Annotated in this window: 1 protein-coding gene; it reads right to left on the minus strand. The window is 43.7% G+C overall.

The window, feature by feature from the left end:
- Positions 1-82 precede the first annotated feature (82 nt).
- Positions 83-643, minus strand: a complete 561-nt coding sequence (locus QUA56_RS09440) for an REP-associated tyrosine transposase (protein WP_333356277.1) — start codon at positions 641-643, stop codon at positions 83-85.
- Positions 644-933 lie beyond the last annotated feature (290 nt).

Genomic DNA, 933 nt, shown 5'->3' on the forward strand with positions numbered 1-933 from the left:
AATTCGATATAAAATCTCACAGCGACGCACCATACAGTAAATTCAGGTGCGTCGTCACCCTTAAATCTCGACAGCGATGCACCTACAAATATAATTCTCCGCCAATATCTTCAGGAATCAACGGTACTTCATTCGCGCCCCAATCTTCAGGATAAATCCCCTGAGCAACAAATCGATGAAAACTAGAAAATTCCCAATCCTTCGGAGACCGACACAAATTATGTTTAACTGGATTATAATGAATGTAATCGCAATGGTGAGCGTAATCATTTTCATCGCGAATGACGTGTTCCCAATATCGACGCTGCCAAAGGTTACTTTCCTTGCGTTTTTTACGAGACTGACTAATTTCTGCTTCTATTCCCAATTTATGCCCGGAATATCGGGTTACAAAATCTTTAATTAACCCCAAACGAATTGGGTACTTGCTGTCGCCATCCGGCAAAGTAAGCATCATGTGAAGGTGATCCGGCAAAAGCACGATCGCATCAATGGTAAAAGGATAGAGTTTTTGGACTCTCTTTATAGATTTTCGCAGCCCTGCGCGACCGATATCGCTTGACAGCCAAGGAATCCTTTTGTATGTATTTAAAACGAAAAAGTAAGTACCTCCCGGTACAAATGCTCTACGATAATTTGACATAATCGTTAGTAGGGTGCATTACCATAGTGTGATTTTATCATTGACAACAGTGGAGTAAGGTGCGTCGCCACCGACAATATTCAACTACGATATACAATCTCGACAGCGACGCACCCTACAGTGGAGTAAGGTGCGTCGCCACCGACAATATTCAACTACGATATACAATCTCGACAGCGACGCACCCTACAGTGGAGTAAGGTGCGTCGCCACCGACAATATTCAACTACGATATACAATCTCACAGCGACGCACCCTACAGTGGAGTAAGGTGCGTCGCCAGCGACAAT

The sequence above is a fragment of the Microcoleus sp. N3A4 genome (assembly GCF_036701805.1).
GTDB lineage: Bacteria > Cyanobacteriota > Cyanobacteriia > Cyanobacteriales > Microcoleaceae > Microcoleus.

Excerpts from the sequence above, each read along its gene's own strand:
- QUA56_RS09440 (WP_333356277.1), bottom strand. The coding sequence starts at position 643 with ATGTCAAATTATCGTAGAGCATTTGTACCGGGAGGTACTTACTTTTTC.